A 13,110-nucleotide genomic window follows, 5' to 3' on the forward strand; every position below is an offset into this window, starting at 1 on the left:
CAAAAAACCTAAGCAGTTATGCAATTCAATATTGAGGTAAATAACAGGGTTATAGAGGCACGTAAAGGTGAAACCATTCTTTCCACACTTTATCGGAATGGAATCAAAGTTCCAACCCTTTGTAACATGAAAGACCTCTCACCAACTGGTGCATGCAGAATTTGTGTAGTGGAGGTAGAGGGCAAGGAGAACCTGATTACTTCGTGCTCTCATCCTGTTGAGGAATCGATGCGTATTAAAACGCATTCTCCACGAGTTGTTAAGGCACGTAAGACTCTAGTTGAGTTGCTTTTGTCGAATCATCCTGATGATTGTTTATACTGCGAAAGAAATGGTTGTTGCGAATTACAAGATTTAGCAATTGACCTTAATATCCGCGAGCGTAGAATTTCTGGTAAAAAGAGCCGTCATAAACTCGATTTATCAAGTCCAAGCATTGTTAGAGATCCTGCTAAATGTATTCTTTGTGGAAGATGTGTTCGTGTTTGCGATGAAATACAATCCGTTTCCACCCTCGATTTTTTAAATAGAGGAAACAAAACGCTTATAGGAACGGCTATGGCTCGTGATCTGAATTTCTCAAGCTGTATTAATTGCGGTAGATGTGTAATGGTTTGTCCAACTGGGGCACTACATGAACATGGCTATATGGATGAGGTTTTAGATTCGCTAAATAACCCAGCACTAAATGTTATTGTTCAGTATGGTCCTGCAGTTACAGTATCATTGGCCGAAGAGTTTGGAATAAAACCGGGTAAGGATATTAATGGATTAATCAATGCTGCTTTAAGAAAAATAGGTTTCAACTATATCTTTGATACTGCTTTTGCTGCTGATGTTGCTGTTATGGAAACGGTTGAGACATTGATGCAGAAGTTGGAGTCAAACGATGGATTTCCAGTAATATCAAGTTGTTGCCCTGCTTGGATAAAATATGCCGAACAGTTTTACCCAGAGGTTCTTCCGTTAATTTCAACATGTAAATCGCCACAGCAGATGCTGGGTTCAATTATCAAATCCTACTTTGCATCAGAGCAAGGAATCAACCCTAATTCAATATACTCAGTTGCTATTATGCCATGCTTGGCTAAGAAATTTGAGGCTCAGCGTGAGGAGATGACCCATAAAACTATTTCCGATGTGGACGTAGTGCTTACAACAAGAGAGTTCTCTCGCCTAATTCAACTTTATGGTATCGATATGCATAATATAGAGCCCCAGACACCTGATTCCCCTTTTGGTGTGCGGAGTTCAGCGAGTAAACTATTCGGAGTTTCTGGAGGTACAACCGAAGCAATGCTAAGAACACTTCATTTTAGGATGACAGGTAAAGAGATGTCATCGATGAAATATCAGGAATTAAGAATGGTAAATGGCGTTAAGGAGGTTGCCGTTAAGATTGGAGGAAAGGAGATTAAGATTGTAATTGCTAATGGTTTTGCAGGGATTAGAAATCTTATGGATGGAATTCTAAATAAAACAATTAACGCTCATTTTATTGAAATAATGGCTTGTCCTGGCGGTTGTGTTAATGGCGGTGGTCAACCATTTAAATCTGATGATAAAGATGTAAAAGCCAGAATGCGGACTCTTTATGATATTGATGAAATTGATAGCCTAAAAGTTTCGCATAAAAATCCATTAGCTATGGATCTGTATGAAAAATATTTAGAGAAACCCGGAAGTGATAAAGCTAAGCGGCATTTGCATACTTGTTATAGCAAAAGGGATGTGCTTCTATAGAAATTTAAGGAAATAATAAAAATCAAAGTTCAATATAAAATTAATAAAGACAACAATATACGATGCCCCTCAATAAAGAACAAGTCAAACTAGTTTATACCGTTAAAGAACTCTGTAGGGTTTGCTATACGTGCGTAAGGGAATGTCCTGCTAAGGCTATTCGGATTATTAATGGTCAGGCAGAAGTTATGAGCGAGAGGTGTATAGGATGTGGTAACTGTATAAAAGTTTGTAGTCAGGAAGCAAAAGTATTTTATCAATCTAGGTTAGATGTTAAAAATCTACTCCAATCAGAAGATAAAGTTGCTGCTATCATTGCCCCTAGTTTTCCAGCCGAATTTACTGATATTAAAGATTACCACAAATTTGTTGGTATGGTTAGAGCACTTGGATTTGATTATGTTTTTGAGGTAGCGTTTGGAGCCGATTTAGTTGCAAAGAAATACAAGGGGTTACTTGAAGAACGATCGGGTAAAAACTACATTTCTTCAGACTGCCCTGCAATCGTTTCTTATATAAGATATTACCATCCAGCATTGGTTAAAAACCTAGCACCTGTAGTATCGCCAATGGTGGCTATGGCTCGTGTTGTTAAGAAAAAACTTGATAAAGACGTTAAGATTGTTTTTGTAGGCCCATGTATTGCTAAAAAAGCTGAGTCGGAAGAGATTGAGGAGGCTCTTACCTTTCGTGAGTTGCGAGGTATGTTTGAATTATCCGAATTAAAACCTGAATTAGTTGAGGCTTCGGAATTTGACCCTCCACATGCTGGGCGTGGAGCTATTTTCCCGGTTAGCCGAGGATTAATACAAACTGTAAATATTTTTGATGATGTAGTAGAGGGCAATGTTATAGTGGCTGAGGGACGGATTGGCTTTCAGGAGGCGATTAAGGAATTTGAAGCCAACAGTTTGAAGGGACAAAACCTCGAATTGCTTTGCTGCGAGGGATGTATAATGGGTCCAGGTATGACCCCTGGTGGCAAGCGATTTGAACGTAGAACATACATTAGTTCTTATGTGCAACAGAGGCTAACCCCTGAGCATCTAGATGAGTGGAAGAATTCTTTTGAAGAGTTCTGCGATATAGACATGGTGAAAGAATTCCAACCTTCTGATAGACGAAAACCATTACCCTCAGAGGACGAGGTTCACAAAGTATTAGCCTCAATGGGAAAGTTCTCAAATCGCGATCATCTTAATTGTGGTGCTTGTGGATATGATACATGTACGGAACATGCCATTGCCATTGTTGAAGGTTTAGCAGAGGTCGAGATGTGCTTGCCTTATACCATAGAGGAAATGCATGCTTCTTTAAAAGATCTTGCAGTTTCCAATGAGAAACTCGCAAAAGTTCAACAAGCTCTAAAACAATCGGAAAAACTAGCTCACATGGGTCAACTTTCAGCAGGTATTGCCCATGAATTAAACAACCCCCTTGGAGTTGTTATGATGTATAGTAACATACTTTTAGATGAGTATCCACCTGATGATCCAATTAGGCAAGATATAGAACTCATTGCATCTCAAGCAGAAAGGTGTAAGAAAATAGTAAGTGGTTTGTTGAATTTTGCTCGTAAAAATCAGGTTAAACTTGAAGTTATAAATCTGAAAAAATTGGCTGAGGATAGCATTAAATCTGTAATTGTTCCTCATAACGTTAAAACATCTGTTGCATGTACTTCAAGTAATTGTGAAGCACAATTAGATTATGAGCAAATGATGCAAGTTTTAACCAATTTGAATAAGAATGCGATTGAAGCAATGCCAACAGGAGGTTTTCTGTCTATTGAGGTTGGTGGGACTGAAAAGGAAGTGATTTTTAATATAAAAGATACAGGAACTGGCATTCCAGAAGAGAATATGGATAAATTATATACTCCTTTTTTCACTACAAAGGGTATTGGGAAGGGTACAGGTCTTGGGCTTGCTACAACTTATGGTATTGTTAAAATGCATAAGGGTAGGATAGAGGTTGAGTCAAATAATGATAGATTAAAAGGTCCAACAGGAACTACTTTTAGAATTATTATTCCTCGTGAAGAAGGGGAAGCGAGTGAGGGAGAAGAGTGAAGAATGAAGAGCGAAAAATGAAAAGACGGAAGACAGACGGAAAAACTAGCATCAAATAAATAACAACAATTATATAAACAATGCCAAACTATTCAAATAAAACTATTCTGATTGTTGATGATGACATCGACTATCTATTTCAATTAAAACTTCAGGTTGAAAAATTTGGTTTTAATGTAGTAGTGGCTGAGAGTCAGAAGGAAGCCGAAAACTTACTATCCTCGCTAAAACCCGATTTAGCAATTCTTGACCTGATGATGGAGAACGATGATAGCGGGTTTATACTATGCTATAAGATGAAACGGAGATACCCTGATGTACCTATCATCATTGCAACAGCGGTAGCGGCTGAAACAGGGATGACCTTTGGCATTAGCACTGAGCAAGAACGTAAGTGGATTAGAGCCGATTTGTACCTAGAAAAAGGAATCCGTACAGATCAGCTGCACAAGGAGATTTTAAAACTACTAAAACTCTAGCATGGAGAAACTTGATGTATTGGTCGTTGATGATGAACCGGGCATAAGATCTGGTATAAACCGAATACTACGTAATTTTTCGGTTAGTTACCCTTTTATGGATGATGATATTCAGTTCAACATTCTTGAGGCAGCAACGGGGGAAGAGGCGTTAGATATAATCAATAAAAAACTTCCTGCAATTGTACTTCTCGATAATAAATTGCCCGGAATGCAGGGCGTTGAGGTGCTTGAGTACATCAATAATAATCAGCTCGATATCCTTGTGATGATGATAACATCTTTCGCATCACTTGAACTAGCTGTTAGTGCAACAAATATAGGAGCCTACGATTTTGTTCCAAAACCCTTTACTCCACAGGAATTAAAGGCCTCGATGGAGAATATTGCCAAGCATTACTTTCTCCGTAGAATGACCCGAAAATTACACAAAGAGGGTAAAATAATCCGTTTCAAATTCTTAACAGTCCTTTCGCATGAGTTAAAATCACCATTAAATGCCATTGAAGGTTATTTAAAATTAATGCAAGAAAAGCAGGCAGGTGATAACATTGATGATTATCAGGAGATGATAGATAGATCCCTTTCGCGTGTTAAATCGATGAGAAACCTGATAATGGATCTTCTTGATCTTACAAGGATTGATTCAGGTAAGAAGAAACGCGATTTGCGAGAGATAGATCTTGAACTAATCGCTAAATCTGCAATTGATGGAATGACACCGCTTGCAGTTCAACGGGATGTTAAACTAAATTTAAATGTTGAAAATCAGCTGTCATTTATGGCTGACGGTGAAGAGATGGAAATTATTTTTAACAACATGATTTCAAATGCTGTTAAATATAACAAGGATGGAGGCTCTGTGAATGTATCAATAAAATCAACTTCTGATGAGGTTATCGTTAAAATAGAGGATACGGGTTTTGGAATCGAGAAAGAGGATATCCCAAAGCTATTCCAAGAATTTTCCAGAATAAAGAATTCATCAACAAAAAATATTTCTGGTAGCGGTTTAGGCTTATCGATTGTTAAAAAATTAGTAGATTTATATAATGGAAGAATAGAGGTTGAAAGTTCACCAGCACAGGGTACTACATTCACTTTATACTTCCCAATTTTACCTTCTTTAAATGAAATTACTGGATTAACCTGATAAAATCGTAATATTGCAAAAAAATACTAGATGAAGTTACCCGAGAAAACAGTTGAAAGGCTAAGCGTGTACCGTCGTACTTTGTTGGAATGTTTGACCAAGGGCAAAACACATATATATTCACATGAGTTAGCACGATTGCATAATATAACTGCTGTGCAGGTGCGCCGTGATCTTATGCTAATTGGGTATTCGAGCATGAAAAAGAAAGGCTATGATGCCCGTGAACTCATTGAAGTTATTAGTAAATTACTTGACCATAAGAACGGCTTGAATGTTATAGTTATTGGAATGGGTAATCTTGGAAGAGCTGTTACAACATATTTTACAGGTAAACGTCCTAAACTAAATATAGTGGCAACGTTTGATGTGGATTCTAATAAAACAAATAGAGTCATATCAGGTGTTAACTGTTATCATATCAAAGATTTAAAAGATATGATTAAGGCCAACAAAATATCAATTGCAATAATAACATCTCCCCCAGAAGCCACTGCAACAATAGCCGAAACGCTCGTAGCAGCAGGTATTAAAGGTATTTTAAACTTTACTACCACTCCAATTAATGCACCTGAAAGCGTTTTTCTTGAAGAGTTTGATATGATTACTTCAATTGAAAAAGTTGCATACTTTGTAAAGGATCAGGTTAAGAGTTAGTGGTTGCAATCCGAAAATATTTTTTAGAATATTTCAATTATCAATATAAATGTTAGTACATTATGGCTTTGAAGAAGCCAAGAAAATTAAGAACGCTGTTGTAACTACAGGCTCATTTGATGGAGTTCATATTGGTCATAAAACCATAATTAACAGGATAAACGAAATTGCAAGGAGTATTGAAGGCGAATCGGTTTTAATTACATTTTACCCGCATCCTCGAAAAGTCCTTTACCCCGAAACACAGGGTAAGGATTTGATGTTTATCAACTCTCAGAAGGAGAAAATTGAACTGTTGGGCAAAACAGGACTCGATCATCTTATCATTGTAAATTTTACACTTGAGTTTTCCCGAGTTTCATCGCATGAATTTATCAGAAATTTTTTAGTTGCAAAGATTAACGCAAAATTCATTGTTGTTGGATTTAATCATCATTTCGGGCATAATCGTGAAGGAGATTACTCCTATCTCTATAAACTGAAAGAGGAGTTGGGTTTTGAAGTGGAAGAGATTCCCGAACAGGATATACAGCACGAAACGGTTAGTTCTACAACAATTCGTAAAGCAATAAAAGATGGTCGTGTCCAAAGGGCAAATGCTTACCTTGATCATAAGTACATAATTATTGGCTCATTAGGTAAAGGAACGCACTATTTCACCAATGCTGGTTTCCCAACTTTAAACATTCAAATTGAAGAGGTAGGAAAGTTAATCCCTCCAGCAGGTATTTACGCAACTTCCTTGGAGTGGAACAGCAGAAATTATAAGGCAATGCTTATAGTTTGGGTTGATGAGGAGAATGATGCATTGCATCTACAGAATCAGTTTGTAGAAATTCATATTCTTGATTTTGATAATCAGTTTCCAGATGGTGATGCTACTATTTATTTTCAGAAGCAAATATCGGTTGGCTTAAAAATTAATAATCCATCACAGTTGAAGCACCAACTTAGCCAAGGGCAAAAAGCTATAGATGAGTTAATATATTGACCTGATTTATATCATTTGTTATTTGAATAACAGATAGTATCTTTGTAGTGTAATTATCGTTTAAAGTATAAATATCACTTCAACTTCTAAGGTGTTGAATAGTTCGACTCCAAGGAATCTTGAAAATGTCTGATCCAAAAGAAATGGTCTGATGGAAAAGAGGCTCGGAGCAGCGCTAATTCTGGTTGAGAATCGGGATAGCGTAAACAAATTAAACCAGATTTTATCTGTTCATTCCGATGTAATTATCGGTCGACAAGGCATTCCATTAAGGGATCGTAACCTAAGTGTAATCTCGCTTATGCTCGAAGGCACAAGCGATGAGCTTAGCGCACTTACTGGTCCCATTGGTAAACTTGAAGGAGTTCAGGTAAAAACCCTTATGATGAAGGGTTAATTGGCTTTTTAATCAACTTCTAGCAATCTTTTATTATCAGCCAAGGTAGGTTGTGTAATTGAATTGTTTATTGATTAATAATACTATATATGAAATTCAAACCAGAAACATACAGAATCCCCGATGAGCGGATGAAACCTTTTATTGATTCTGAGGAAATTTGGGGATACATAAACAGCACAAAACCAACCAAAGAAAAGGTTAGGCAGGTTATTGCAAAAGCAATGGATAAGCAACGTCTTAATCTTGAGGATACTGCAACTCTTGTAAATACTACCGATCCTGAACTTGTTGAGGAGATTTTGCAGGGAGCTCGTACGCTTAAGGAGAAGGTTTATGGGAACAGGATTGTCCTCTTTGCCCCTTTATACATTGGGAACAAGTGTACCAATAACTGCAAATACTGTGGATTTAGATCATCAAACAAGGAGGCTGTTCGGAAAACCCTTGCCGATGATGAAATTGTTAAGGAGGTTGAGGCTCTTGAGGAGAATGGTCAAAAACGTTTGATTCTGGTTTATGGAGAGCATCAGAACTACTCACCTGAGTATATTGCTCACACCGTAAAATTGGTTTATGGGGTTAAGAAGAATAATGGCGAGATTCGAAGAGTAAATATCAATGCAGCACCTTTAGATATTGAAGGTTTTAAAACCGTTAAAGAATCGGGAATTGGAACCTATCAGGTTTTTCAGGAAACCTACGATCCCGAAGCATATGAAAACTATCACCCATCGGGTAAAAAGCGCGATTACGAATGGCGATTAACCTCACTTGACCGTGCTCAAGAAGCAGGACTCGATGATGTTGGAATTGGTGCCCTGTTTGGCCTATACGATTGGAGATTCGAAGTGCTTTCCTTAATAAGACATACCAATCACCTAGAGGCTTGCTACAATGTTGGCCCTCATACAATCTCGTTTCCACGTATTAAATCAGCGGCATCGCTTGATATTACTGATAAACACTTTGTATCCGATGAGGATTTTGTTAAACTAGTTGCAATTCTGCGCCTTGCAGTTCCTTACACAGGCTTAATACTCACAGCCCGCGAACCCGTTAATATAAGGAGGCAAGTAATCCAATTTGGTGTTTCTCAGATTGATGGGGGAACCAAAATTGAACTTGGTTCATACTCACACACCGAGAATGATAAGCAAAACTTAAATCGTGAGCAGTTTACAATAAACGATAATCGCTCATTAAGCGAGATTATTGACGAACTCATCGAAAACGATTATATCCCATCGTTCTGTACTGCTTGCTATCGATTAGGAAGAACGGGAGAGCATTTCATGGAATTTTCCGTACCCGGTTTTATTAAACGTTACTGCACCCCAAATGCACTGATGACATTAACCGAATACCTTGTTGATTATGGAACACCAGAACAAAAAGAGAAAGGTTATAAACTGATTGAAAAGAATCTTAACCAGCTAAATGGACATCAAGATGCTGAAGAGGTGAGAAGGCGAATAGATAAGATAATTGCAGGCGAAAGAGACCTTTACTTTTAGAAACTGTTTGAGTTTTTTTTAAGGTTGATATCTCAAGATATTCAATAGACCAATGTGGGTAGGATTTCCCCCTTATTTTAAGGGGGAACACAAGGGGGTATAACCTTAATATTACATTCAACAGCAAACCTGAATAATAAACTTATCATTCACAATTAGACTATCGCAAATTGCGATAGTTGGGATGCAGTGAAATTTCATACTAATTCAAATCTGCTCTAGCGGGATTTAATAAAATTCTTACAATATTTATGTTAATAAAATAAGGTAATATGGTTGATTTTATTGGTTGTTTAATTTTCTGCTAAGGTTTTTAAAACCTTATTTTCAAATATTTACCTTAGTAGAAAAGTATTGTTTATACAAAATTTCAACCTTATTACATTATTCAAAAAACTCAATTATGTATACAAGTAATATCAATTAAAAAATCAAAATTAACATACCAAATCCAAACTCTCTAAACAGCAATCCTGCATAATAATCTTACCATTCACAGTTAGGCTATCGCAAATTGCGATAGTTGAGATGCAGCGGCATTTCATTGCAACGCAATTCACAATTGTGGACTTACAATAGGGTTTTGCGTTTTAGCAAATCACGTAGCTAGCAGTTTGGCTTAACTTTTACCGTTGGTTGTTATTTGGTAATGCAAAAATGGTTATTCTGTTTTGCTTGCGTATGGCTTGGAATGCCGAGTGGGTGGAGTATTAATCTGTAATTTTTTTTAGGATGAGTCTATTTTAAGAACTCTTTCTAAAATAGTAAATACCATGTAGCATTGAAAGCAGGATAAAACAAATCATTATGACTGCAATGAATATCAGTACAAGTAGAGGAGAATTAGTTGAGACAGTTAGGAAACAAAACAAACTGATACTCACTAACATCCCTGAAAATGAAAGTACCATACATTTTTTACATTTTCCGAGCTTCTTTTTGGCAAGCGTCGTAATATTTTTATTTTGTCCACAACAGGGTGACATAACACAATCATTTTATACATTAAAAAATATTATTCCCATTCGTCCGGATTGTTGCAATTATGCACGTAAATCAAATAGAAAAGCAGTATAAAGAGCCCGACCGCCCAGGCAATTGGCTGCCATCTAAAATCCTGCCATATTTCAGTAATATTTAAAGCCGCAACTAATGCTGAGCCGAACCCAATTACAAACGCTAAATATAATTCTTCTAATCTTGTGCATTTTTGAGGACAACATATGGACTTCCAAAAATTAAATAATAAAATAACAATAATTATAAATAAGACTATTACAACCACTAAAATTAAAATCAACAATAAATATAGCCAAAAACCACTAACACTATAAGCAAGAACCAAATATTCAAAAAAACCTTTTATTAAAAAGAATAACCCGCAAAGTATTACAAGAATTAATTGCCAAAGAATAAGTAGCAGTTTGCATTTCCAACAATTTTTTATGCAAGGTAACCATGTGAATAAAAGAATCAAAGCAAATATAGACATAATAACCGCCTTCCATAGAAGAATATTTTTAACCGGTATTACCCAGAAAAGCACTCCACTTATGGCAGCATGAACCGCAAATAACATCCACAATATTACAGCAGATCCCAAAGCGGTCAATAATAATCCGCGTTTTATTGAACACCAAACGCTTTCGCAGTCTGGCACACAGATTTCTTCAGGTATATTAGGGCATCCAGTAACTTTAACCAATACCGGTTGGTGACTACATTCAAAATCAGCTTCTCCTTCCAATGTTAATGGACTTGGCCCAAAGTCGGAAGCAATAATTTGACCATCAACTTCCAACTCTGCTGAGATTGTATCGCCACAAGGTGAGGTTATATCGGCTTTAACCAACATATGCCTTTTATCGTAATCTGCATCACAATCTCGGACTTTTCTTTTTACAATTGCAGTGGGGCAAGAAGGAGAAATAATAAAATTAATCGTTTTGCCTGCACAATTAATAGGTGTATTAACTATTAAGCTCGCAGTATAAACACCTGGTTGGCACAATACAGTTATTGAATTAGTATATGGGGATGAAGAAGATAACGATATAAGAATATTAGGAGTATTGGGTATTACTAATGTCGCATTTATAAGGGGGCAATTTGTATTCAAAGATGGAGTAATTGTGTAAGTAAAAATCACAGGTCTATTGCCGTTTGCATCACATTCTCCAATATTTGTCTGTAAATCTAATTGAGGACAGCAATCATCACATGCTGGTATAATTAAATCCACATTTATTGGTGGGCAATCAGACGGAGTGGCTAATGTCAAGGTTACAGTATAAGTGTGACCGGCAGGTAATGATAAACCAGAAACATTATTCATCAAGGGGCCGATTGGTATTGATAGTCCTAGGAAATTCCCAAATGAAGAAATATTTAATGTCCCAACTATATCGGGACATCGAGGGTTAGTCGAAGGGGTAATTATATAATCAAAGCTTACTTGCTGAATTCCGTTTACACAGCGTCCTATCTTAATTTTAGTTAGTTCTAATGTTGGGCAACAACATGGAATTGGTGGAATGGTTTGAAGGTATTGATAAGCCTCCTCTGCACATTTGGCATATATTAAAATCCTTTCATTGCATAGACATTCTGTTTGAATTGTTAGACTCCATGTTCCATTTGGGAATGTAGTCCATAATATTATCGTTTGACCAATAGTTTGATGACCATCACATTCAATTTTAAAATCTAACACATCACATATGCTGTCTATTATGGTTCCATTCAGTATTAATTGAACTCCCAGACTATTTAATGAGTGTTGAACGCTTGTTAACGATATTGTACTCATTTTGTTCCAGTTTATTAGGATGTGAAGACAATTTATAATAACATATTGTAAATATATGACAGTTTAATAGCATTGCGTCTTAATTAAAACAGAATCTCCCCCTCGGCTAAGTTTGCTTTCAACTAACTCGCAAATGTACGCTCGGTCAGAGGAGCATAACCTCATCGTCTTTAAATTGCGATCTTTGACCACAGAAAATTCCTGCTTAAAACGTTTTCCCTGCTCAGCAAGATTTGCTTTCAGCAAATTTTACCAAGCAGGATTTTTTTATCAAATATAAAAATATTTATGTTTATAAAAATTCTTTATTTATGAACATATTGTTTTTTAATTTTGAGATATACAACATGTATATACTTAATTTTTAACCATTTCGGTGTAAGTTGTTCTTTGAGCTAATTATATGAATAACACAGTTTGCTGAATGCTTCCTGTTCCTGTAAAATTGAGGGTTGGTTTGGCGAGTTACAGGGTCAATTTGGAGAGCTTAAGTATCAATTTGATGAGTTGCAGGTTTGGTTTGACGAACTTAAGGCTTTATTTGGCGAATTATACGCTAGAGTTCCGAACTTTTTAAAAGTTCGGAACTCTTATCAGGATCGATTTAGCGAATTGCAGCGTTCATTCGGCGAGTTTAACATCTCATTTTGCGAATTTAACATCTCATTCTGCGAGTTTAATATTACGTTATGTGATGTTACTATCGCATCTTGCGAGCTTAAGCGTTCATTTAACGTATTGCAGAGTCAATTTAACGAGCTTAAGGGACGATTTAACGTATTGCAGAGTTAATTTAACGAGCTTAATATCGCATCCTGCGAGCTTAAGGGACGATCCGACGTATTGCTGAATCGATCCGACGCATTGCAGAGTCGTTCCGACGTGTTGCAAGGTCAATCCGACGTATTGCAGAATCGATCCGACGCATTGCAGGGTCAATCTAGCAAGTTTCTGGGTTGTTCTGGTAAGTTTCCAACTCAATCTAACTAACTTAAGAAGCGTTCTGGCGAGTTTCCAATTCAATCTAGCGAATTTAAGGGACAATCTAACGTATTGTAACGTTCATTTAACGCATTGCAGAGTCAATTCGACGTATTGTAGAATCGATCCGACGAGGTATTTTGAGAGTGTAAAGAAGATTGTGTAAACAGATTTTTTATTGTCTGAGAGTGTAAAGAAGATTGTGTAAACAGATTTTTTATTGTCTACACCTATTTTCAAAGATAATCAAATACTGATTAAGAATTAAGCCCCAATGAGCGATAGGCGAAGTCCAAGCCTCCTCGATGTTT

General features: G+C 36.7%; 10 protein-coding genes. 9 read left to right on the forward strand and 1 reads right to left on the reverse strand.

Features of this window, described 5'->3' with window-relative positions; translation table 11 throughout:
• Positions 1 to 18 precede the first annotated feature (18 nt).
• The 8 genes from HOO91_21600 to hydG all read left to right on the forward strand — a co-directional run bounded on the left by HOO91_21600 (position 19) and on the right by hydG (position 9,009).
• A complete protein-coding gene (locus HOO91_21600) occupies positions 19 to 1,743 on the forward strand; it encodes a 4Fe-4S binding protein (GenBank protein ID NOU20159.1) in 1,725 nt (574 codons plus the stop codon).
• Between the two features lie 62 nt (positions 1,744 to 1,805).
• A complete protein-coding gene (locus HOO91_21605; protein NOU20160.1) occupies positions 1,806 to 3,815 on the forward strand; it encodes a 4Fe-4S dicluster domain-containing protein in 2,010 nt (669 codons plus the stop codon).
• An 80-nt stretch (positions 3,816 to 3,895) separates the two neighbouring features.
• Positions 3,896 to 4,294 (forward strand): response regulator, encoded by a 399-nt coding sequence (locus HOO91_21610; protein ID NOU20161.1) that lies wholly within the window; start codon positions 3,896 to 3,898, stop codon positions 4,292 to 4,294.
• Position 4,295: 1 nt separating this feature from the next.
• Positions 4,296 to 5,447 (forward strand): hybrid sensor histidine kinase/response regulator, encoded by a 1,152-nt coding sequence (locus tag HOO91_21615; protein ID NOU20162.1) that lies wholly within the window; start codon positions 4,296 to 4,298, stop codon positions 5,445 to 5,447.
• 30 nt (positions 5,448 to 5,477) lie between these two features.
• Positions 5,478 to 6,104, forward strand: coding sequence for a redox-sensing transcriptional repressor Rex (locus HOO91_21620; GenBank protein NOU20163.1), 627 nt, complete (start codon positions 5,478 to 5,480; stop codon positions 6,102 to 6,104).
• 49 nt (positions 6,105 to 6,153) lie between these two features.
• On the forward strand, positions 6,154 to 7,095 hold the full coding sequence (locus HOO91_21625) for a riboflavin biosynthesis protein RibF (protein ID NOU20164.1): 942 nt from the start codon (positions 6,154 to 6,156) through the stop codon (positions 7,093 to 7,095).
• Between the two features lie 151 nt (positions 7,096 to 7,246).
• Positions 7,247 to 7,492, forward strand: coding sequence for a CopG family transcriptional regulator (locus HOO91_21630; protein NOU20165.1), 246 nt, complete (start codon positions 7,247 to 7,249; stop codon positions 7,490 to 7,492).
• An 89-nt stretch (positions 7,493 to 7,581) separates the two neighbouring features.
• Positions 7,582 to 9,009: a [FeFe] hydrogenase H-cluster radical SAM maturase HydG gene (gene hydG / locus HOO91_21635; protein NOU20166.1), complete on the forward strand. Its 1,428-nt coding sequence runs from the start codon at positions 7,582 to 7,584 to the stop codon at positions 9,007 to 9,009.
• A 1,015-nt stretch (positions 9,010 to 10,024) separates the two neighbouring features.
• On the opposite strand, the gene HOO91_21640 is transcribed toward hydG, so the two are convergent.
• Positions 10,025 to 11,818: a hypothetical protein gene (locus HOO91_21640; GenBank protein ID NOU20167.1), complete on the reverse strand. Its 1,794-nt coding sequence runs from the start codon at positions 11,816 to 11,818 to the stop codon at positions 10,025 to 10,027.
• 417 nt (positions 11,819 to 12,235) lie between these two features.
• On the opposite strand from HOO91_21640, the gene HOO91_21645 reads away from it, so the two are divergent.
• Positions 12,236 to 12,610 (forward strand): hypothetical protein, encoded by a 375-nt coding sequence (locus HOO91_21645; GenBank protein NOU20168.1) that lies wholly within the window; start codon positions 12,236 to 12,238, stop codon positions 12,608 to 12,610.
• Positions 12,611 to 13,110 lie beyond the last annotated feature (500 nt).

It is taken from the genome of Bacteroidales bacterium (genome assembly GCA_013141385.1).
GTDB lineage: Bacteria > Bacteroidota > Bacteroidia > Bacteroidales > Tenuifilaceae > UBA8529.

Coding starts and splice junctions, on each gene's coding strand:
- hydG (NOU20166.1), top strand. CDS start 7,582: ATGAAATTCAAACCAGAAACATACAGAATCCCCGATGAGCGGATGAAA.
- HOO91_21610 (NOU20161.1), top strand. CDS start 3,896: ATGCCAAACTATTCAAATAAAACTATTCTGATTGTTGATGATGACATC.
- HOO91_21625 (NOU20164.1), top strand. CDS start 6,154: ATGTTAGTACATTATGGCTTTGAAGAAGCCAAGAAAATTAAGAACGCT.
- HOO91_21615 (NOU20162.1), top strand. CDS start 4,296: ATGGAGAAACTTGATGTATTGGTCGTTGATGATGAACCGGGCATAAGA.
- HOO91_21640 (NOU20167.1), bottom strand. CDS start 11,818: ATGAGTACAATATCGTTAACAAGCGTTCAACACTCATTAAATAGTCTG.
- HOO91_21600 (NOU20159.1), top strand. CDS start 19: ATGCAATTCAATATTGAGGTAAATAACAGGGTTATAGAGGCACGTAAA.
- HOO91_21605 (NOU20160.1), top strand. CDS start 1,806: ATGCCCCTCAATAAAGAACAAGTCAAACTAGTTTATACCGTTAAAGAA.
- HOO91_21620 (NOU20163.1), top strand. CDS start 5,478: ATGAAGTTACCCGAGAAAACAGTTGAAAGGCTAAGCGTGTACCGTCGT.
- HOO91_21630 (NOU20165.1), top strand. CDS start 7,247: ATGGAAAAGAGGCTCGGAGCAGCGCTAATTCTGGTTGAGAATCGGGAT.